General features: G+C 73.9%; 16 protein-coding genes. 9 read left to right on the forward strand and 7 right to left on the reverse strand.

Annotation, left to right across the window (positions count from 1 at the left end):
• Positions 1-62 precede the first annotated feature (62 nt).
• The 3 genes from ENKNEFLB_RS10820 (at position 63) to ENKNEFLB_RS10830 (ending at position 2,193) form a co-directional block, all read left to right on the forward strand.
• A complete protein-coding gene (locus ENKNEFLB_RS10820) occupies positions 63-746 on the forward strand; it encodes a DUF6629 family protein (RefSeq protein ID WP_214059191.1) in 684 nt (227 codons plus the stop codon).
• 127 nt (positions 747-873) lie between these two features.
• On the forward strand, positions 874-1,332 hold the full coding sequence (locus ENKNEFLB_RS10825; protein WP_214059192.1) for a GtrA family protein: 459 nt from the start codon (positions 874-876) through the stop codon (positions 1,330-1,332).
• A gap of 117 nt (positions 1,333-1,449) precedes the next feature.
• Entirely contained in the window at positions 1,450-2,193 is a 744-nt protein-coding gene (locus tag ENKNEFLB_RS10830) for a CDP-alcohol phosphatidyltransferase family protein (protein ID WP_246535960.1), read from the forward strand.
• 17 nt (positions 2,194-2,210) lie between these two features.
• Here ENKNEFLB_RS10830 and ENKNEFLB_RS10835 read toward each other — a convergent pair whose 3' ends face one another.
• Complete coding sequence (locus ENKNEFLB_RS10835) at positions 2,211-3,008, reverse strand: helix-turn-helix transcriptional regulator (protein WP_214059193.1); 798 nt, start codon at positions 3,006-3,008, stop codon at positions 2,211-2,213.
• Positions 3,009-3,274: 266 nt separating this feature from the next.
• Between ENKNEFLB_RS10835 and ENKNEFLB_RS10840 the strand changes: the two genes are divergently transcribed.
• From ENKNEFLB_RS10840 to ENKNEFLB_RS10855, 4 genes are all read left to right on the forward strand, one after another.
• A complete protein-coding gene (locus ENKNEFLB_RS10840; protein ID WP_214059194.1) occupies positions 3,275-4,363 on the forward strand; it encodes an NAD/NADP octopine/nopaline dehydrogenase family protein in 1,089 nt (362 codons plus the stop codon).
• Between the two features lie 84 nt (positions 4,364-4,447).
• Positions 4,448-5,599: an acyl-CoA dehydrogenase family protein gene (locus tag ENKNEFLB_RS10845; RefSeq protein ID WP_214059195.1), complete on the forward strand. Its 1,152-nt coding sequence runs from the start codon at positions 4,448-4,450 to the stop codon at positions 5,597-5,599.
• A 57-nt stretch (positions 5,600-5,656) separates the two neighbouring features.
• Positions 5,657-6,472 (forward strand): M15 family metallopeptidase, encoded by an 816-nt coding sequence (locus ENKNEFLB_RS10850; protein ID WP_214059196.1) that lies wholly within the window; start codon positions 5,657-5,659, stop codon positions 6,470-6,472.
• A 92-nt stretch (positions 6,473-6,564) separates the two neighbouring features.
• Complete coding sequence (locus ENKNEFLB_RS10855) at positions 6,565-8,241, forward strand: amidohydrolase (protein ID WP_214059197.1); 1,677 nt, start codon at positions 6,565-6,567, stop codon at positions 8,239-8,241.
• A gap of 161 nt (positions 8,242-8,402) precedes the next feature.
• On the opposite strand, the gene cydD is transcribed toward ENKNEFLB_RS10855, so the two are convergent.
• The 5 genes from cydD to ENKNEFLB_RS10880 all read right to left on the reverse strand — a co-directional run bounded on the left by cydD (position 8,403) and on the right by ENKNEFLB_RS10880 (position 16,427).
• Entirely contained in the window at positions 8,403-11,732 is a 3,330-nt protein-coding gene (gene cydD, locus ENKNEFLB_RS10860) for a thiol reductant ABC exporter subunit CydD (protein ID WP_214059198.1), read from the reverse strand.
• A complete protein-coding gene (gene cydB, locus ENKNEFLB_RS10865; protein ID WP_214059199.1) occupies positions 11,729-12,748 on the reverse strand; it encodes a cytochrome d ubiquinol oxidase subunit II in 1,020 nt (339 codons plus the stop codon). Before cydB ends, cydD begins: the two co-directional genes overlap by 4 nt.
• Positions 12,749-12,764: 16 nt before the next feature.
• Positions 12,765-14,222 carry a cytochrome ubiquinol oxidase subunit I gene (locus ENKNEFLB_RS10870; protein WP_214059200.1) on the reverse strand — a complete coding sequence of 486 codons (1,458 nt, stop codon included), beginning with the start codon at positions 14,220-14,222 and terminating at the stop codon, positions 12,765-12,767.
• A gap of 116 nt (positions 14,223-14,338) precedes the next feature.
• Entirely contained in the window at positions 14,339-14,710 is a 372-nt protein-coding gene (locus ENKNEFLB_RS10875; protein WP_246535961.1) for a hypothetical protein, read from the reverse strand.
• Positions 14,703-16,427 (reverse strand): SulP family inorganic anion transporter, encoded by a 1,725-nt coding sequence (locus tag ENKNEFLB_RS10880; RefSeq protein WP_246535962.1) that lies wholly within the window; start codon positions 16,425-16,427, stop codon positions 14,703-14,705. Before ENKNEFLB_RS10880 ends, ENKNEFLB_RS10875 begins: the two co-directional genes overlap by 8 nt.
• A gap of 99 nt (positions 16,428-16,526) precedes the next feature.
• Here ENKNEFLB_RS10880 and ENKNEFLB_RS10885 point away from each other — a divergent pair, with 99 nt between their 5' ends.
• On the forward strand, positions 16,527-17,030 hold the full coding sequence (locus ENKNEFLB_RS10885) for a BON domain-containing protein (RefSeq protein ID WP_214059201.1): 504 nt from the start codon (positions 16,527-16,529) through the stop codon (positions 17,028-17,030).
• Positions 17,031-17,032: 2 nt separating this feature from the next.
• Here the strand turns inward: ENKNEFLB_RS10885 and ENKNEFLB_RS10890 are convergent, their stop codons facing one another.
• Positions 17,033-18,112, reverse strand: coding sequence for a lysylphosphatidylglycerol synthase transmembrane domain-containing protein (locus ENKNEFLB_RS10890; protein WP_214059202.1), 1,080 nt, complete (start codon positions 18,110-18,112; stop codon positions 17,033-17,035).
• 379 nt (positions 18,113-18,491) lie between these two features.
• On the opposite strand from ENKNEFLB_RS10890, the gene ENKNEFLB_RS10895 reads away from it, so the two are divergent.
• Positions 18,492-19,649 carry a GAF domain-containing sensor histidine kinase gene (locus ENKNEFLB_RS10895; protein ID WP_214059203.1) on the forward strand — a complete coding sequence of 386 codons (1,158 nt, stop codon included), beginning with the start codon at positions 18,492-18,494 and terminating at the stop codon, positions 19,647-19,649.
• Positions 19,650-19,670: the final 21 nt, after the last annotated feature.

The following is a 19,670-nucleotide window of genomic DNA, read 5'->3' on the forward strand; positions in this document are numbered from 1 at the left end:
CATGACCGCCGATCCGCCCGCCCGGGCAGGTCCCGGTGCCCGAGGAGAGCAGGGCCGGTCCCGTGTGCTTCTCGATCGAGGCCGACGTGATCGTCGGTGCCGCACTCCTGCCGGTCGGTGTGCTGTCACTCCGCGAGGTGAGGCACGTCCGTGAGGTGCCCTTCGCCTCGCTGCCGCTGCTCTTCGCCCTGCACCAGCTGGTCGAGGCGCTCGTGTGGGCCGGATCGACGGGAGCCGTCTGCCCGAGCGTCCAGGCCGGCGCGAGCCTCGCCTACGTCCTCTTCGCGCTCCCGGTGCTCCCGCTGCTCGTGCCGGTCGCGGTGCTCCTCCTGGAGCCGCGGGGTGCGCGTCGCCGGGTCGTGCCCTTCGCCGCCGTCGGCCTGGTCGTCGCGATCGTCCTGGCCGTGGCCGTGCTCGACGGACCGGTGCTCGTCGAGGTCCGCCCGAACGCGATCCTCTACCGGGTGGGCCTGACGGGCTACCTGTTCTGGTCCGTGGCCTACATCGGGGCCGTGATCGGGGCGCCCCTGATCTCCGGCTACCGGTCGATCTTCTGGTTCGGTGTCGTCAACCTGGTCGGTCTGGTCGTCGTGGGCGTGCTGTTCCTCGAGGCGTTCGCCTCGTTGTGGTGCGTGTACGCGGCGTGCTCGTCGCTGCTCGTCTGGTGGCACATGCGCCGACGGCGGCTGCTCCCCGACCACGACCGGATCCACGGGCTGCGCGAGCCGGTGTCCCGGCCGGGGTGACACCCCGTCCGGCAACCCGGGAAGGGTGCGCCACCCACGGTCCCCGTGGCCTGCGGGAGGCCTCGCCGCGGGCAGGGCCCTCGGCACCGGAGGGGCGGTCGCTCGGCCCACCGATAGCGTCGTGACCGTGACAACCGCCCCGGAGACCGCACCCCAGACCGTCCTGGCGAGGTCGCGGCGACCCCTCCTGCAGCTGGTCGTGTTCGCGTGCGTGGGTGCGGCCTTCAACGTCGTCTACGCGCTGCTGTACCTCCTGCTGCGGGGGAGCATGGAGGCCCAGTGGGCCAACGCCCTGGCCCTGATCGCGTCGACGATCGCCGGCACGTGGGGCCACCGGCGGGTCACCTTCGGGGTCCGGGGCCGCACCCGGACCGTGCGCCACCAGGTGCTCGGGCTGGTGCTCCTGGCCTTCAGCCTCGCGGTGACGGCCGGGTCCCTCGCACTGCTCGCGCGCAGCGACCCGGACCCGTCGCGGACGGCCGAGATCCTGGTCCTGGTCGCGGCGAACCTCGGGGCCGGGCTGGTGCGGTTCGCGGTGTTCCGGGTGGTGATGGTGCCCACGTCGGCTCGCCGTGGGGTCGTCTGAATGGTGGCCGGTCCGACCCGGCGTGCTTGGCTGTGCGCCTGGACCGGGTCCCCGATCAGCGGGCGCCCGGCGCCGGCGCACGACGCCACCCGGGCGTGACGAGAGGGATCCACCGACATGACCGCGATGCACGTCGCCGAGGAGCCGCTCCGCCTGCGCGCCGCCGGCTGGGCCCTGCACGCCTACACCGCCAGCGGCACCGTGATCGCCTTCCTCGCCCTGGCCGCCGCCGTGGGCGGGGACGAGGTCGCGGCGCTGTGGTGGCTGCTGCTCGCCCTGCTCATCGACGGCACCGACGGCATGCTGGCGCGGCGGCTCCGGGTCAAGGAGGTCATCCCGAACTTCGACGGCGCGCGCCTCGACGACGTCGTCGACTACATCACCTACTGCTTCGCGCCGGTCTTCCTGCTCTGGTACGGCGGCTACCTGCCCGAGGGGAACCTCGGCACCCTGGTCGCGGTGCTGCCGCTGCTGGCCTCGAGCTACCAGTTCTGCCGCACCGACGCCAAGACCGAGGACCACTTCTTCCTGGGGTTCCCGAGCTACTGGAACGTGGTGGCCTTCTACGTCATCGTCCTGGACGTCTCGCCCGGCGTGACCTCGGCCCTCCTGCTGACCTGCGTGGTGCTGGTCTTCGTGCCGGTGAAGTACATCTACCCCTCACGTACGGCCACCGCGCGGGGTCTCAACCTCTCCCTCGCGGGGGCGTGGCTGGTGACCTACGCGGTGCTGCTGCTGCAGTACCCCGACCCGAACGTCCTGGTCGTCGCCCTGTCGCTGCTGTACGTCCTGTACTACGCCGCCGTGAGCGTCGTGCTCACGCTGCGGCACCCGACCCCGGCCGGCGGCAGGGCTGCCTGACGGACCGGTGGCGGCGCTCACGTGGCGTCGCGGAGGTGCGAGGCCTCGGGCTGCGCGAAGCCGATGCCCTCGCGGAGCAACCAGACGATGGCCTCCGGCCGGGTGCTGACGCCCATCTTGCGGTAGGCGGAGCGGATGCAGGACTTGACCGCGCTGCTGCTCAGGAACATCGCACCGGCGATCTCCGCGTTGGACCTGCCGCCGACGATGTGGGCGACGACCTCGTGCTCCCGGGACGAGAACAGACCGAGCCCCCGGTCGGTGCCGCGGCAGAACCGCAGCGCGCCGGTTCCCTGCCCGTCCGCGACGTCGGTCGACGCCAGGTCGCCGGTACCCGCGGCCTCGACGGTGGCGACCAGGTCGGGGGCGGTGACGTCGGGGGACAGGCAGGCGGCCACCCCGGTGCCCCGGAGGAGGACCGGCAGGTCGGCGCGGAAGCCCTCGGCGACCGCCACCACGGCGTAGGCCCCCGCCATCACGGTCTCGACGGCGCTCCGTCGCGTCGGATCCTTCAGCGCGGCGACGTCCAGGACCAGCACGTCCGCGCCGGCGGTCCGGGCCGTGGACGGCGCGCCGCAGGGGTCGTCGGCGTCGTCGGTGTCGTCGGCGTCGTCGAGGACCTCGATCCGGTCGGGGTGACGGGCCAGCAGCGCACGGAGCCCGGTCCGGGTGATGACGGACGGGCTGAGGACCGACACCCGGATCCGGCACGGGGTCGTCGGGGCGTCCACGGCGTCCTCCGTCCGGTCGGGACCGTGGGCGAGGACGACGGACGATGACGGGATGTCCCCGGTCTGCGACGCGGTCCACGCCACCGGGTCCGGGGTAGCGCCACGAAGGTGGCTCTGTGGCCAGGGTCGCCGACATCAGCACGTCTGACAACCCTCGCGGTGTGGCGCCGGGGGTCGTTCGCTCCGCGGACCGGGACCTTCGCCCCGGGCGTCGGCTCGGAGTGCGGGCGCAGGCTCGCCGGGGGAGCCCGCCCCGGGCGCTCCCTGCCGACCACCAGGCGCCACGGGCGCCGGACAGGACCACGCGATGCGCAGCGACCACGACGACCACAGCGACCACCAGGACCTCCGTGCGTGACCGCGTCGCCGTCGCCGTCGTGGGCTCGGGCAACGGCGCCCTCGCGGTCGCCTTCGACTTCGCGAGCCACGGGCACGACGTACGACTCGTGGACTCCGCGCACTTCCCCGACCAGGTCGCTGCGGTCGCGGTCGCGGGCGGGATCCACGCGACCGGTGAGATCGAGGGCTTCGCAGCGGTCACCTACGCCGGTCAGGACGCCGAGACCGCCGTGGCCGGTGCCGGGCTCGTGGTGCTGGTCGGACCGGCGTACAGCACCGAGCACCAGGCTGCGCTCGTGGCGCCGTACCTCGTGCCGGGCCAGGCGGTGCTCGTCTGCCCCGCTTCCTGCGCGGGCGCGATCACGGCCAAGCGGGCCCTGGGCCTGGCGCTCGACGACGAGACGATCACCGTCGGGGAGACCAGCACCCTCCCGTACGCGGTGCGGATCGTGGGACCGGCCCGGATCACCGTGTTCCACAAGCTCGGCGGCGGCGTGCTGGTCGCCGGTCTGCCCCGCTCGGGCACCGGTCGGCTGCTGTCGCTGGTGCAGGACGTCTACCCGGGGGCGGAGGCTGCACAGAGCGTCTTCCAGACGACGCTGCAGAACGGCAACCCGGTGATCCACCCGGCCGTGACGCTGCTGAACGCCGGCCTGATCGAGCGGACCGGCGGCGGCTTCCTGTTCTACGAGGAGGGCATCACCGAGGCCGTCGGCCGGGTGATCGAGGCGGCCGACCTCGAGCGGCTGGCAATCGCGGCGGCGCTCGGGGTGAGCGTGCTGTCCGAGCCCGACCTGGGGGTCGTGCAGGGCTACATGCGCGAGGCCAGCTACTCGACCGGCTACTCCACCGCCCCGGGCTTCCTGGGGATCGGCGCCCAGGACCGCCTCGACCACCGCTACCTCACCGAGGACGTCGGATACTCCCTGGTCTTCCTCACCGACCTCGCCCGCCGCACGGGGGTGGCGACGCCCACGATGGACGCGCTGATCACCCTCGCGTCGGTCGTGCTGGCCCAGGACCTCCGGGGCCAGGGAGCCCGCACCCTGACGACGCTGGGGCTCGACGGCCTCAGCGCCCAGGAGCTGGCTGCCCTCTGACCCGGGACGGGCGACCCGACCGGCAGGTAGCGTCGCGGGCACTCACCGCCGCCGCCCCGACCCCACGAAGTCGAAGGACCCGTCGTGAACGCATGGACCACTCCCGAGCGCCAGGCGCTGCGCGAGGCCGTCACCCGCTTCACCGAGCGCGAGATCGCGCCGCACCTCGCGCAGTGGGAGGACGACGGCCGGCTGCCACGCGAGCTCAGCAGGGCCGCGGCGGACGCCGGCATCCTCGGTGTCGGCTTCGCCGAGGAGGTGGGTGGGCAGGGCGGTGACGCCGTCGACACGGCGGTCGTCACCGAGGCCCTGCTCGGGGCCGGGGGGAGCACCGGCGTCGTCGCGGCCCTGATGACCTACGGCATCGCCGTCCCGCACATCGTCGACAGCGGGAACCGCGACCTCGTCGACCGCTTCGTCAGGCCCACGCTGGCGGGTGAGCTGATCGGCTCCCTCGGGGTCACCGAGCCCGGTGGCGGCAGCGACGTCGCCAGGATCACGACGAGGGCGGTCCGCGACGGGGACCACTACGTCGTCGACGGCGCGAAGACCTACATCACCTCCGCGGTGCGCGGGGACTTCGTCACGACGGCGGTCCGCACCGGTGGACCCGGCTCCGGCGGCATCAGCCTGCTGGTCATCGAGAGGGGGACCCCTGGGTTCACCGTCTCCGGGCCCCTGCGGAAGACGGGCTGGCACTGCTCCGACACCGCCGAGCTGACCTTCGAGGACGCCCGGGTGCCCGTGCGGAACCTGGTCGGTGCGGAGAACGGGGGCTTCGGGCTGCTGATGCAGCAGTTCGTCGGGGAGCGTCTCGCCCTGGCGCTGCAGGGCTACGCCACCGCCCAGCGTGCCCTGGACCTGGCCGTTCGCCACGCCACGGACCGGGAGACCTTCGGCAGGCCCCTGGTCAGCCGGCAGGTGATCCGGCACAAGCTGGTGGAGATGCACCGCCGTACGGCAGCGGCCCGTACGGTCACCCGCGCCGCGATCGAGAAGTCCCTGGAGGTCCCCGCGACGGACCCCGACCTCGTCCTCGACGCCCTGATGGCCAAGAACACCGCCGTCGAGGCGGTGGAGCACGTGGTCAGCGAGTCGGTGCAGATCCACGGCGGCGCGGGCTACATGCGCGAGTCGGAGATCGACCGCCACTACCGTGACGCCCGCGTCCTGGGCATCGGGGGAGGAGCGACCGAGGTCCTGACCGACCTGGCCGCCACGCTGCTCGGCTACTGACCCGGCCGCGGACGCAGCCCCTGGGCAGACCCCGACCCGCTGACTAGGGTGCCGACCATGACCGACGGCAGAGAGCTTCGTCGCCTCGCCCGGTCCGTGCTCGGGGCCGTGCTGGGCCTGGTCGTGCTGGTGGCGCCGTCGCAGCAGGTCGCCTCCGGCGACCCCCGGCCGAGCCCGGCCCCACCGGTCTTCGTGGCCCTCGACGAGGTCGACCCGACGATCCTGCACGACATCCGCTACACCACGCGGCACAACTTCGTCGGCCGGCGGATCCACGCCTACCGCGACCCCGTGTGCCTGCTGACCAGGCCGGCCGCGGAGGCGCTGGCGGAGGCGCAGGACGCGGCCCGGTCGAGGGGGTACTCGCTCAAGGTGTACGACTGCTTCCGGCCCCAGACCGCGGTCGACGACTTCGTCGCGTGGGCGGAGCGGCTGCGCGACGACCGGATGAAGGACGAGTTCTACCCCGACGTGGACAAGGCAGCGCTGTTCGAGGACGGCTACATCGCGGCGCGGTCCGGGCACAGCCGCGGCAGCACGGTCGACCTCACGCTGGTCGAGCTGCCCGTCGCCCGGCAGCCACGGTGGCGGCCGAGTGACGGTCTCGTGCCCTGCGACGCGCCGTACGGCGAGCGCTTCGCCGACGGCTCCGTGGACATGGGCACCGGCTACGACTGCTTCGACACGTTGTCGACCACCCTCGACCCGCGCGTTCGGGGTCAGGCGCGGCAGAACCGGCTGCTGCTGAAGTCCCTGCTCGAGACCGCCGGCTTCTCCAACTACGCCCAGGAGTGGTGGCACTACACCCTCGACGACGAGCCCTTCCCCGACCGGTACGTCGACGTCCCGGTGGCGCGGCGCGCGCCGGGCTGACGCCCGGGTCCGGGGACCTCGGTGTCGCACCGGGGTGACGGGCGGGCGTACCTTGTCGCGACCGCACCGGAGCTCCACCGAAGAGGGCAGCAGTGACTGACGTAATTTTCGCCAACGGACGACTCTTCGACGGTCTCCAGTACCACCGCGACGGAGCGGTGGGTGTGCGCGGGCAGATCATCTATGCCGTCGGCACCCTCGACCAGGTCCGCGACGAGATGGCGACCGGGGGAGGACGGGTCGAGGAGGTCGACGCCCGGGGCGGCCTGGTGATGCCGGCCTTCCACGACGCCCACATCCACCCGCTGATCGGTGGCCTGGAGATGCGCAACGGCCTGCTCACCGACTGCGGCACCGCGGACGACTGCCTGGAGTCGATCGCGGCGGCCGTGGCCGCCCAGGACGAGCGGGACGGGCGCGACGACGGCGCCTGGTTCCGCGCCGGCGGGTGGTCCCTGGAGCACTTCGACCAGGCGACGGGGCCGATGGCGTCGACCCTCGACCGCATCGTCGCGCACCGACCGGCGTTCCTGCCCAGCAACGACCACCACAACGCCTGGGTGAACACCCGCGCGCTGGAGCTGGCCGGCATCGACCGCAACACCCCCGACCCGGAGGACGGCTGGATCGAGCGGGACCACGACGGGAACCCGACGGGCACGCTGCGCGAGGCCGCCGCCCAGCTCGTGCACCGTCTGGTCGACACCACGCGCGCGGAGAAGCTCGACGCGCTCCGGGAGGCCCAGGCGCACCTGGAGTCGTGGGGGATCGTCGGGTGGCAGGACGCGTTGGTCGGGGGGTACGCCGGCATCGACGACCCCACCCAGGCCTACCTCGACCTCGCAGAGGCCGGAGAGCTCACGGCGCGGGTCCGGCTGGCGCTCTGGTGGGACCGGCACCGCGGGGTGGAGCAGCTGGACGACCTCGTCGCCGAGCGTGAGCGCCTCGGGGCCGCTGGACTGGACGCGGGATCGGTCAAGCTGATGGTCGACGGTGTCTCGGAGACCTTCACCATGGCGGTCGACGAGCCGTACCTCGGTGGCGCGCGGTGCCCGTGCGAGGGGGGTGACCGCGGGATCACCTTTCTCCCGCCGGACCAGCTCGACGAGGCCGTCGTCGCGCTGGACGCCGCCGGCTTCCAGGCGCACTTCCACGCCCTGGGCGACCGGGCCGTCCGGACCTCGCTCGACGCCATCGCCGCCGCGCGCCGCCGGAACGGGTGGAGCGCCCAGCGCCACCAGCTGGCGCACCTGCAGCTCGTGGCACCGCGCGACCGGGCCCGCTTCCGCCACCTCGGCGCGATCGCGAACGTCGAGGGGATGTGGGCCCGCTACAACACGCCCGCCGTGCAGATGGTGGAGCCGTACCTCGACCAGGAGCGCCTGGACTGGCAGTACCCCTTCCGCGACATCGTCGACAGCGGTGCCCTGGTGGCAGGGGGCTCGGACTGGCCGATCAACCCGCCCGAGCCGATGGAGGGCATCCACGTCCTGGTGAACCGCTCCTCGCGCCGGACCGACGAGCGCGACGAGGAGCCGCCCATGCGCGACGACCAGGGCCTCACGCTGAGCCAGGCGCTGCAGGCGTACACGAGCGGTGCGGCCCACGCCAACCACCAGGAGGACTCGGGGAACCTGCGGGTCGGGTCGTCGGCGGACATCGTGGTGCTGGACCGGGACCCCTTCGACCTCCACGAGGACGACATCGGCTCCGCCGACCCGGTCACGGCCTGGGCGCGAGGCGCGGAGGTCTACCGCCGGGACCACTAGGGCGCGCACCGGCGACCCGCAGGCGACCCGCAGGCGGGCGACGCCGGTCCCGCCCCAAGCCTGGAGGTGGACGGCCGGTGCCACCACCCGCCGTCTACCTCCAGCCCACGTCCTGTCTACTCCGCCGCGGCCCCCGGCGCCAGGGCTCGTCGTGGTCCGGCTCAGCGCGGTGCGCCCAGGCGCTCGTCCCACCGCGGCGGACCGAGCTCCACGACACGGTCGACGAGGTCGAGGCCGACCCGGTCGTGGGAGATCCAGACCACGCTGCGGCCGGGGTCGCCGGCGAGCACCTCGTGGGCCAGGTCGGCGGCCGTGTCGTGGTCGAGGTGGGCCGTGGGCTCGTCCAGCACCAGGACGGCCTGGTCGCCCAGGATCGAGCGCGCGACGGCGATGCGGGCACGTTCGCCGCCGGAGACCGCCCCGTGGCCGTCGCCGAGCCAGGTGTGCAGCCCCTCCGGCAGGGAGTCCAGCCACGGCCCGAGGCGGGCGGCGCGGACGGCGCGCGCCACCTCGGCGTCGCTCGCGGCAGGCCGGGCGAGCCGGACGTTCTCCACCAGCGTGGTGGCGAACACGTGCGGGTCGTCGTCGACGAGGCCGACCTGGTGCCGCACCTCGTCGAGGGCCAGGCCCGGCAGCGGGGCCCCGCCCAGCGTCACCTGCCCGGCCGACGGGTCGAGGAAGCGGATCATCAGGGCCGCGACCGTGCTCTTGCCGGACCCCGACTCCCCGACGATCCCCACGCGCGCACCGCGCGGCACGTCGAGCGAGAGGTGGTCGACCGCCGGCCGGGTGCGGTCCCACCCGGCGCTCACGCCGCGCAGGGCGAGGGTGGTCGAGGTGGGGGCCGAGGTGACCACGGTGTCGCGCACCGCCGGGGCGCTCCGCTCCAGGGCGGTGAGTCGTCGTGCCGCGGCGTCGGTCCGCGCGGAGAGCGCGCCGGCGTCGGCGGCGGGGGAGGTGACCTCGGCCAGGGCCAGGGGGACCAGCACGAGCAGGGCGGCGAGGGGCCCGGAGATCGCACCGGACATCACCGCGGGGGTGACGACCGCGGCCGTCGCGGCCACGCCGGCTCCGTGGCACAGCAGCACGAGGGCGCGCGCACCCGCCCACCACCGTGCCGCCCCCACCGACGCCTCGCCGAGGGGGCGGCCCGCGGCGGCGATCCGCTCGAGGGCGAGCCCGTCGGCCTGCCACATCACGAGCTCGGGGGCCAGCTGGCCGACCTCGACCACCGCGGCCGAGAGGTCGGCCCGGCGGGCGACCCCGTCGCGCTCGGCCCGTCCCGCGCCGACGCGTGACACCACGAAGCCGCCACCGCCGGCCAGCACGCACGTGAGGGCGACGATGAGCCCGGCGGCCGGCAGCACCAGGGCCGCACCCGTCGCGACGGCGCCCGCGACGGCGACCAGGACGGCGAGGGGCAGGCGTACCCGCAGCTGCCGGTCGACCACGCTGTCCACGTCGTCGACGATCGAGGTCAGGACGTCCCCGCGCCGTCGCCCGAGCCGACCCGGCGTCAGCGGCACGACGGCGTCGTAGACCCGGACGCGCTCCGCGGCGAGCAGCCGGAGGGCCACGTCGTGGGACCGCAGGCGTTCGGCGTAGCGCAGTACCGGTCGCCCCAGGCCGAAGGCCCGCACGCCGACGATGGCCACCATCAGGGTCAGGATCGCGGGACGTGTCGACGCCTGGACGATCAGCCACCCGGCGGTCGCGGTCAGGGCGACCCCGGAGGTCGCGGCGAGGGCACCGAGCACGACGCTGAGCACCAGGGAGCGCGGCGGCTCGGGCGGGGCTGGCTGGTCGTCCGGCGCGGCGACCCGCAGGGGGACGTCCGGTGCGCGCGGCGGGACGACCCGCGGCGCCGGGCGGGCGGCCGGCAGGACCAGCTCGGCGTCGGCCAGCCGTACGATCGCCGGCCGGTGCGCCACCACCAGCACCGCCCGGGTACGCCCCAGCTCGACCACGGTGTCGGCGACGACCTGCTCGGTCAGCGCGTCGAGGTGGGCGGTCGGCTCGTCCAGGAGGACCCACGGCCGGTCGGTCACCAGCACCCGGGCCAGCGCGAGCCGTGCCCGTTCGCCGGCCGACAGAGTGGTGCCGTCCTCGCCGACCGGCGCCGCGAGGCCGCCCGGCAGCGCCCGCACCCGCTCCTCGAGCGCGACGCGTCGCAGCGCCGACCACAGCTGCTCGTCGGCGGCGTCGGGGGCCGCGATCCTCAGGTTCTCGGCGACGCTGCCGCTGACGAAGACCGGCCGCTGGGGGAGCCAGGCGATCCGTGAGCGCCACTCCTCGCCCCCGACGGTCGCTCCACCGACGCGGACCGAGCCCGAGGCGGTGGGCAGCAGGCCGGCCACGGCCGCCAGCAGCGTCGACTTGCCGCATCCCGAGGGGCCGCGGACCACGGTGACCCCGCGCGACGCGACGACCCCGGTGACGTGGGCCAGGGCGGGTGTCGTGCGACCGGGGTAGCGCACGCTGACGTCGTCCAGCACGAGGTCGGCACCCGCGACGGGCGGCACGGTGCTCGCGTCGTCGGCGGCAGCTGCCGAGCTCTCGGTGAGCTGCTCGACGGCCTCGAACGTCGCGACGCCCTCCGCGGCGGCGTGGAACTCCGCCCCGACCCGGCGCAGCGGCCAGTAGGCCTCGGGGGCGAGCAGCAGCACGAACAGGGCGGTACGCAGGTCGAGGCCGCCGGCGGCCAGCCGCAGCCCCACCAGCACGGCGACCAGGGCGACGCTGAGCGTGGCCACCAGCTCGAGGACGGCCGACGACGCGAACGCCACCCGCAGCGTGGACATCGACGCCCGGCGGTAGCGGTCGGTGATCTCGGCGATCCGGGGCGACTGGGCCCGGGCGCGGCTGAAGGCGACGAGCGTCGGCAGGCCGCGCACCAGGTCGAGGAAGTGGCCCGAGAGCGAGGCCATCAGCCGCCACTGCTCCCGCGCGCGGTCCCGGGTCCGCAGGCCCACCAGGGCGCCGAACAGCGGGACCAGCGGCAGCGTGGCCGCCACCACGACCGCGCTGAGCAGGTCCTGGGCAGCGATCGTGACCAGCGTCAGCAGCGGGAGCACCCCGGCCAGCACGACCGCCGGCAGGTAGCGGGTCAGGTAGGGCTCGGAGGCGGCGACGCCGCGGGTCGCCAGCAGCGCCAGCTCACCGGTGGAGGACGACGGCCCGCCGGTCGTGCGCTGCACCAGGTACGCCGCCACGACCCGCCGCCGCAGGTCGGCGCCCACCAGGACGGCCGCGCGGGCGGCGAGGACGTCCGACACCCAGCCCGTGGCCCCGCGGAGGGCGAACGCGACCACCACGACGGCGACCCAGCGGGTGAGGTCCGCGCCCGCGACGACGGCCAGCACCAGCCCGGTGACGGCCCACGCCTGGGTGATGACGAGGACACTGCCGACCACGCCCGCGACGACGACACCGGTCAGCGGACGCCGGGCGGGGGCCAGTCCGGCCCGCAGCCGGGGGTCGGTGGGCCTCACGCCACGGGGACGGACGGCGTGGTGTCGGGGATGTGGTGGACGGCGATCCGCTTGCGGAACACCCAGTAGGTCCAGCCCTGGTAGAGGAGGACCAGCGGGGTGAAGACGACCGCCACGACGGTCATGATCCGCAGCGTGTAGGGCGTCGCGGCCGCGTTGGTCGTGGTCAGCGACAGGCCGTCGGCCAGCGTGGTCGGCATCACGTCGGGGAAGAGCGCGAGGAACAGCCCGACGACGCCGAGACCGATGGCCACGAAGGTGCCCACGAAGGCCCAGCCCTCCCGGCCCGCCGAGAGGGCGGCCAGCCCGGCGAGCAGCGCGAGCGCGGCGACGGCGAAGGCCACCGCCGAGGGCAGGGAGCCGGTGAGGACCTGGGTCCAGGACAGGAAGACCACGGTCACCACGGCGGCGGCGACTCCCAGCTTGAGGGCCAGCGTCCGCGCGGCGTGCCGGATCGGTCCGTCGGTCTTGAGCGAGATGAACACCGCCCCGTGCGTCAGGAAGAGCAGCAGCGTGGTGAGGCCCCCGGTGAGGGCGTAGGGGTTGAGCAGGTCGAAGAAGCCCCCGACGTACTCCATCTCGGCGTCGATGGGCACCCCGCGCACGATGTTGGCGAAGGCCACGCCCCACAGCAGCGCGGGGACGACGGAGCCGAGGACGATGGCGGCGTCCCAGCGCGAGCGCCACCGGTCGTCGTCACGCTTGGCGCGGTACTCGAAGGCGAGCCCGCGCACGATGAGGGCCAGCAGGATCAGCAGCAGCGGCAGGTAGAAGCCGCTGAACAAGGTGGCGTACCACTCGGGGAAGGCCGCGAAGGTGGCGCCGCCGGCCACGAGCAGCCAGACCTCGTTGCCGTCCCAGACCGGGCCGATCGTGTTGATCATGACCCGGCGCTCCTTCTCGGTGCGGCCCAGGACGGGCAGCAGCATGCCGACGCCGAAGTCGAACCCCTCGAGGACGAAGTAGCCGGTCCAGAGGATCGCGATGAGCGCGAACCAGACGGTGGTGAGCTCCATGGTGGTGGTCTCCGGGTCAGTAGGCGAAGGCGAGCGGGCGGTCGGCGGCGTCGTCGCCGTCGTCGGGTGGCGCGAGGTCGGCCTCGGTCAGGGGGTCGGCACCACGACGGATGTAGGTGAGCATCAGGCTCACCTCGATCACGGCCAGCACGGCGTAGAGGGTGGTCAGGGCGATCAGTGAGAACAGCATCTCGCCGGCGCCGACCCCCGGCGAGACGGCCCGCTCGGTGGTCATCAGGCCGAACACCGCCCAGGGCTGACGCCCCATCTCGGTGAAGATCCAGCCGAAGCTGTTCGCCAGGATCGGGGTGAAGGGCAGGGCGATCGCCACCCAGAGCAGGACCCGCCCGCCGGGCGTACGCCCCCGTCGGGTCGCCCACAGGATCCAGGCGGCGGCGGCCGCGGCCGCGAGCCCCAGCCCGATCATCAGCCGGAACGACCAGTAGGTCAGCGGGATCACCGGCGTGTAGTCGCCGGCGGAGTAGTAGGCGGCACCCGGGTCCTGGCCGTAGGTCTGCGTGTACTGCTCCCGCAGGTCGTTGATGCCGACGACCTCGCTGCTGGTGTCCCCGGTGGCCAGGTAGGAGAGCACGCCCGGGAGCTTGATCGAGAACAGCTCCTCGGAGCCGTCGAGGCTGCCGATGGTCAGCACGGAGAAGTCCGCCGGCGCCTCGGTCTCGTAGAGGGCCTCGGCGGCAGCCATCTTCATCGGCTGGACCTCCGTCATCACCTTGCCCTGGGCGTCCCCCGAGAGCGCGACCCCGAGGCCGCTGAGCAGCACGACCACCGCGCCGACGCGGACGGCGCCGCGGTACATCGTGCGGTCCTCGTCGGTCGAGGCCCGGCGGACCAGCTGCCAGAAGGCGACCCCGACGACGAAGGCGCCCGCGGTCATGTACGCCGCCAGCACCGTGTGCGGGAAGGTCACCAGCTGGACCTCGTTGAACAGCACGGCGCCGAAGTCGTTCAGCTCTGCGCGTCCGGTCTCGGGGTTGAAGGCGTAGCCGACGGGGTTCTGCATCCAGGAGTTGGCCGCCAGGATGAAGTAGGCCGACAGCAGCGTCCCGAGGTGCACGATCCACATGCAGGCGACGTGCAGCCGGGGCGAGAGGCGGTCCCAGCCGAAGATCCACAGGCCGAGGAACGTGGACTCGAGGAAGAACGCGAGCAGGCCCTCGATCGCCAGGGGGGCGCCGAAGACGTCGCCGACGAAGCGCGAGTAGTCGCTCCAGTTCATCCCGAACTGGAACTCCTGCACGATCCCGGTCACCACGCCGATCGCGAAGTTGATCAGCAGCAGCTTGCCGAAGAACTTCGTCAGCCGGAGCCACTTCACGTCGTGGGTGCGGACCCACGCGGTCTCGTACCCGGCGACGATGGCGGTGAGCCCGATCGTGATCGGCACGAACCAGAAGTGGTACACGGTCACGATCGCGAACTGCCAGCGTGCGATGTCGAGCGGATCGAGGTCCACGGGATCTCCTGATCGGGAGGGATGGTGCTGGCCACGCTAGGAAGCGCGGGGACCCGTGAGCACGGTCGTCGGGCCCGAGGGGCGGCGCCGAAGGTCCCTGACGTGCGGTGGGGCGCTCAGCGCAGGAAGCACAGGTAGACGCCCACCAGGGCCGGGGCGAGGCCGAGGAGCAGCCACGGGACCTGCGGACGGCGCTGGTGGATCGCGGACGCGGCCACCGCCGCGAGCACGCCCATCACCCCTGCGATGGCGAGCAGCCCGATCCGGGAGGTCGGCACCGAGGCGTCGATGCTGACGGCCGCGACGACGAGCCCGACCGCGAGGTGGAAGACGGTCGAGAACAGCAGGATCGAGACCACCCAGCGCTGCACCCGGCGGGTGCTCGCCGGGGTCGGTACGGGGCGGTGCGGCTGGCCGGGGACCATCAGGTGGGCCCGGCGCCGTGCGGGGGCGGCGGGTGGTGGGCGCTCGCCGGTGCGGTCAGGCACGGTCGGCCTCCCTCTCGTCGGTCGGGGTCCGGCCCGCGAGCGCGAGCAGGCGTCGGGCCTCGGCGATGGCGGCCGGGGTGTCGGGCAGGATCCGGCCGGCGGCACGCAGGTCGGCGGTGCTGCCGAGCCGGCCGAGCACGATCTCGTGCTGCGCGGTGACGCCGGAGAGCAGCACGACGATGCCGCGCCGGCCCAGTCGCTCGATCGCGTCCCCCAGCACCGTGGCGCCGGTCGCGTCGAGGGTGGTGACCCGCGACATCCGGAGCACGACGACGTCGACCTGGAGGATGTCGGGCAGCTCGAGCAGGAGCCGGTGCGCGGCGCCGAAGAACAGCGGGCCGTCGATCCGGTAGACCACGATGTGCTCGGCCAGCAGGGCGTGCTCCTCCGCGCCGTGGTCACCGACCTCGAGGGGGACCTGCTCGATCCGCGCGCTGCGCGCGACCGACCGCAGGGCCAGGGCGACCGCGACGGCCACCCCGACGCCGACGGCGGTGACGAGGTCCAGGGCGACGGTGACGGAGAACGTCAGCAGCACGATGACCCCGTCGGAGGGCGTCGAACGGACCAGGGCCCGCAGCGCCCCGGCCTCGACCATCCGCACGCAGGTCGCGAAGAGCACGCCGGCGAGCGCGGCGAGGGGCACGGCCGAGACCAGGGGGGCGGCGACCAGCACGAGCAGCAGCAGCACCACCGCGTGGGAGACCGCGGCGAGGCGGGAGGTGGCGCCGGCGCGCACGTTGACGGCCGTGCGCGCGATGGCGGCCGTGGCCGGGATGCCACCGAACAGCGGGACCACCATGTTGGCCACGCCCTGCCCGAAGAGCTCGCGGTCGGGGTCGTGGTGCTGGTCCACCGTCATCGCGTCGGCGACCGTGGCGCACAGCAGGCTCTCCAGGGCCGCGAGCGCGGCGATCGCGAGCGCCGCGGTGGCCAGGGTGCTGACGGCGCCGAGGTCCACGAAGTCGAGCGAGGGCGCCGGCAGCGTCGCGGGGAGGTCCCCGAGCGGGACCAGGCCCGCGTCCCACACCTGCGTGACGAGGGTGGCGATCGCGACGCCCACCAGCGAGAACGGCACTCCCGGTCGCCAGCGGCCGCCCAGCAGCATCAGCGCGGCGACGCCGAGGGAGACCACGACCGGCGCAGCCTGCGGGTGGGCGAGCCAGGTCGCTGCCGCGTCGGCGGCGGTGGCCCACACCTTCTCGCCGGTCGGGTCGGACACCCCGAGCGCGAAGGGGACCTGCTGCAGCGCGATGACGACCGCTATGCCGGCGGTGAACCCCTCGATCACCGAGACGGGCAGGAACCGGACGTACCGCCCGGAGCCGGCCACGGCCATGAGGACCAGGACGATCCCGGCCAGGAACCCGACCATGAGCACGCCGGTGGCGCCGTGCTGGTGGGCGACGGGCACCAGCACCACGGTCATCGCGCCGGTGGGCCCGGAGACCTGGACGTTCGAGCCGCCGAGCACGGCGGCCACGATCCCGGCGACGACGGCCGTGGCCAGGCCGGCCTGGGCGCCGAGCCCGGAGGCGACGCCGAAGGCCAGGGCCAGCGGCAGGGCCACGATCGCCACGGTCACGCCGGCGACCAGGTCCTGCCGGGGGTGGCGGCGTACGGCGGCGAGGTCCTCGCGCTGCGGAAGCAGCCTGGTGAGGCGCTGGACGGTGGTGGGTGACGCTGGTCCTTCGATGATGTGCCTCCTGGTGCCCACCCTGCGCCCGGGCCGGGGACGTGGCCAGGACGCAACGACCCCCGTCGTCGGGCCTTCAGGCCCGTGACGGGCGCGTCGCGGAGGAGCACCGTGGAGGTCATGGCCCCTCCGTCCGCACCCGCCCCGCGTCCCCCCACCCAGGGCGGTACGGCGTCCCGCGCCGCCGCCGACCGCCGGCTCCTCGAGCTCGTCGAGCGTGAGCTCGAGCGGGCGCCCGACGTGACGGAGTCCAGCGTCGGGGTGACGGTGCTCGGCCGCGCCGTGACCCTGACGGGGGAGGTGGCCAGTCACCCGGAGAAGAGGTCGGCGGAGCGGGCGGCGCTGAGCGTGCCCGGGGTCCGCGCCATGGCCGGGAAGATCACCGTCCGGCCCCACCTGGGCAGGGTCAGCGACGTCGACGTCACCCGTGAGGTGGCCGCCGCACTGGTCGCGGCCGTCGAGGTGCCGGACCAGGATGTGCTCGGCACGGTCACGGACCACGTCGTGACGCTGTCGGGCACCGTCCGCTCGGTGCCCGAGCGGGAGGCAGCGGTGCTCGCGGTGCACGACCTGCCGGGGGTCGCCGGGGTGCACGACCACGTCGTGGTGCAACCGGTCGACTGACGTCAGCGCTGGGGCGTGTGCCGGCACCACCGGTCCACGGACCCTCTGACATTCAGGGACGCGTAGGCGGCGAGGCCGACGGGGATCGGCAGCCAGTACTGCCACAGCCGCCAGGTGAGGACGCCGAGCAGCGCGGTCGCGGCCGGGACGCCCACCGAGATGAGGCCCGGGACCAGCACCGCCTCGACGATGCCGAGGCCGCCCGGGGTCGACGGCACGATCGCGAGCAGGTTGACCGCGGCGTAGAGGGCCAGCAGCGGCCCGGGCTGGACGGCGGAGCCGTAGGCCGCCAGGCACACCCACAGGCACGCCGCGTCGAGGGCCCAGTTCGCCCCGGCCCATCCGAGGGTCCGGGCCAGCAGCCGGGGGTCGCGCACCAGGGCCCGGAGCCGGTCGCCGAGCCCGTCCAGCATGCCCTCGACGGCGGCGGCCCGTACGCGCGGCAGGTGCCGGGTGAGGTGGTGGACCGTGCGCAGGGTGCCGGGCCGGAACCGCGTCAGCAGCAGCCCTCCTGCCCCGAGGCCGACGAGCAGGACGAGCGCGAGGGCCGTGGCACCGTGCAACGACCCGCCGCTGAGGATCGCGGGCCGCGACAGCACGACCCCGGTGACCATGAGGACGACCAGCGCCGCGATCGCCCCGACGGTCTGCACCGTGGCTCCCGTGACGGCGTCGCCGGCCGAGACCCCGGCCCGGTGCAGCATCCGGTAGCGCAGGGCCGCCGCGGTCGCGCCCCCGCCGGGCAGGACGTGACTCAGGCCGAAGCCGGAGAGGTCGATGCGCAGCAGCGTCCAGAAGTGCGGCCGGCTGCGTCCGGGCAGGGTGGCCCGGGACAGCAGGGTGAAGCAGAGCAACGAGACCGCCTCGAGGGCGACGGCGACCCCCAGCAGCCACGGGGTGGCCGAGCGGATCAGCGAGACCTCGGCCCGCGCGGCGACGAGCTGGGGCAGCACGAGGTACTCGACCACCACGACGGTCAGCAGCAGCAGACCGCCGCGGCGCAGCCAGCGCCAGCCGTGGAAACCCTCGGTCGGCGCCAGGGGGACCGGCCGCACCGGCGCCTCGACAACCAGGTCTCGCACCTGCGGTCCTCCGTCCCCGCGCCGGCCGTCCGGCGTCGTGCACCCAGCCTCACCGGGACGAGGCCACGGGGGCAGGGTCCGACGGCCGGACGACGCGGACCATCGGCACTGCCGTCGCCCTCGGGCCGGTCGTCGAGGCAGGGCGGCGACCGCGCGCGGACGAGCCCGATCAGCGGCAGTCCGGCCCGCGAGACCCCGGCGAGCGCGAACGAGCATCGGACCCCCCTAGCATCGCCTGAGCCTGCGTGCCTCGTGCGGCTCCGCTGCTAGGCTCGACTCGTTTCCGGGTGGCGTGCGTGCACCCGCCCTCACCGCCCAGACCTCGCGGCTCGTTGCGAGAGCTGGTGGCCCGTTGAGATCCCAAGACAGCTTGGCCGTCGTGCTGAGCGAGTTCGCGCGGACGCTGGTGACCGACTTCCCGATCGAGGGCATCCTGGACCACCTGGTCCGGCGGATCGTCGACATCATGCCGATCGATGCCGCGGGTGTGTCGCTGATCTCGCCGACCACGTACCCGCACCTGGTCGCCGGGTCGGACGAGTCGGCGGTGCGCTACGAGAACCTGCAGACCGAGCTCGGCGAGGGACCCTGCGTCCTGGCCTACGCCTCGAACGAGGCCGTCTCGGTCCCGGACCTGACCTCCGACGACCGCTTCCCGGGGTTCGCCGAGCGGGCCCACGTCGAGGGTCTGGTCGCCGTCTTCACCTTTCCCCTGCGCAGCGACGACCGCTGCCTGGGTGCCCTGGACCTCTATCGGACGAAACCCGGCGAGCTGGACGAGCAGGACATGGCCACCGCCCAGACCCTCGCCGACGTCGCGACGGCCTACCTGCTCAACGCCGAGGCGCGCAGGACCAAGTCCGAGTTCGTCGCCACGGTGTCCCACGAGCTCCGCACCCCGATGACCTGCATCGCCGGCTTCATCGAGCTCCTCCAGGACGGTCAGGGGGGAGCCCTGACCCCGCGCCAGGAGATGTTCGTGGAGGCCATCGTCCGCAACAGCGCCCGGCTGACGGCCCTGGCCGACAACCTGCTGCTCGTCACCGGCCTGGCCTCCAACGCCGCCCGTCGCGGGCACTCCGACGTGGACCTGGCCGCGGTCGTGCTGGCCGCGGGGCGGGACCTGGACCGGGTGGTCGTAGCGAGGGGCCTCGAGCTGTTCCTCGATGTCGGTGGAGACCCGGTCGTCGTCCACGGCGACACCGCTCACCTCGAGGCCGTGGTGACCAACCTGCTGACCAACGCGATCAAGTTCACCGAGGACGGCGGGTGGGTCCGCTGCACCCTGCGGGCGGTGTCGGGGACCGCACGGCTCTCAGTCAGCGACAACGGCCTGGGCATCCCCGAGGCCGAGCAAGGTGACCTGTTCACCCGGTTCTTCCGTTCCTCCACCGCCCGGGAGCACGCCATCCAGGGCACAGGTCTGGGGCTGACCATCGTCGACTCGATCGTGCGGAGCCACGGCGGTGACATCGCGGTCACCTCGAAGCACCTGGGCGGGTCCACCTTCTCCGTCTGCCTCCCCCTGGCCACGTAGACCCAGTGGTGCCGGCGGGCG

Origin of the sequence: Nocardioides aquaticus, assembly GCF_018459925.1 — a bacterium.
In the GTDB taxonomy this organism is placed as follows: domain Bacteria; phylum Actinomycetota; class Actinomycetes; order Propionibacteriales; family Nocardioidaceae; genus Nocardioides; species Nocardioides aquaticus.